1 protein-coding gene is annotated in these 1,306 nt (G+C 62.3%); it reads right to left on the bottom strand.

The annotated features are described in order from the left end of the window. A partial coding sequence (locus FW789_RS24275; protein ID WP_446432148.1) for a toxin VasX occupies positions 1–1,306 on the bottom strand: 1,306 nt, incomplete at both ends.

Here is a 1,306-nt window from a genome sequence, read left to right as displayed (position 1 = left end):
CGCAAAGCACAGACCGCTGGTGAGGTCTTCCTGGTCATAGAGATCCAGCGCTGCAAACAGTCGCGGATGTTGCAGCCACATCAGGTGGTCGCCTGCCCGAGCATCAGCCTGGCGTTGCGCTTCGCGGCTGACGGTCTCGAACCAGCCCAGCTGAACGTGCATGGCGGGCAGATCGACCCTTGGCAAGTAGCGCTCTTCGAAAGCCTTGGCAAACTCGCCAGTGGCAGCACGCGCCTCGAGATCCTTGCGCTTGAACTGCGCCTCAACTTCAAGAATGCCTTCGCGTGTCTGCGCCCACCATTCGCGGGTTTGACCGGGCGGCAGGCTTTGTTCGCCGTCTGTCAGGTGCTCACGCAGGGTCTGGGTATGGCGGCTCAGCAGGGCGCCGACCTTGCGCTCACTGAACTCGGCGTGCAATTGAGTGAACGCTTGTGCCACCAGCACCTTGCGCTCGTTGCTGATCCCCGGCTGGTCTGGTTCCGCGCCGGGCGTGGTGGTTTCCAGCCAGCCTTTGAGGTGTTCCAGGCCCGCGTTGCGCCAGGCATTGAGATCCTGGGTAATGCCGATCGCGTCCTCGACCACGATGGCGATACCTCGCGGCGTATCGCTGTTTGGCTTTGGCTTGAGCATCTGCCGAGAGGCCACCAGCGACATGATCTTCGGCGTCGAAGATAGCTGTGCGTCAAGCATCTTGCGCAGGTCTGGATCGTTCTCTGCGGCGAAATCGGCCACCAGGTCGAGTTGACCGTAAGTCAGTACATGGGACTCAGGGACTGAGCAGGAAGGGGCGGCATACTTGGCCACGTTCACGGCCGGCAAGCTGGAAGCCTGGTGGAACAGCCGCATCAGCGTAGCTCTGCTCAGTGGGTCAGGGCTGTAGAACAGCCGCAGCCCGACCAGGTCATCCACATCGTGGATAGTCAGAGCCCATGCCAGGTTGCGCATCACGTCCTGCGCCGTCAGTGAGGCCGGCGGGGCTTGCCAGGGATCATCGAAGCTGGTGATGGCCAGTGAGCCATCTGCCGAAATGCGGAACGGGTCAAGAAATAACAACCTGTTGCCTATTCGGCGAGCTTCCATGACGTAAAGGAATCCTTCACGCAGTGGCCGTATCGCGTAGGCAGCCTGAGTCAAGGCGCCAGCCTGATGCGCGTGATGCAGATTGTCTGGCAATTGCGGCAGGCGCTCGCGCAAGCCGGAGTTGCCGCCGACGGCGGCGTAGCGCAGCGGGAGAATGGTGAAAGTGCGGGTGCAGCTGACTGCAGGGCCTGCGGCTAGCGGCACGCTGAGGGCGTCGCAGGCAGCC

It is taken from the genome of Pseudomonas sp. 1121_17, from assembly GCF_052850745.1.
The sequence above is the reverse complement of the archived record's forward strand: the minus strand, read 5'-3'. Positions and strand labels throughout refer to the sequence as shown.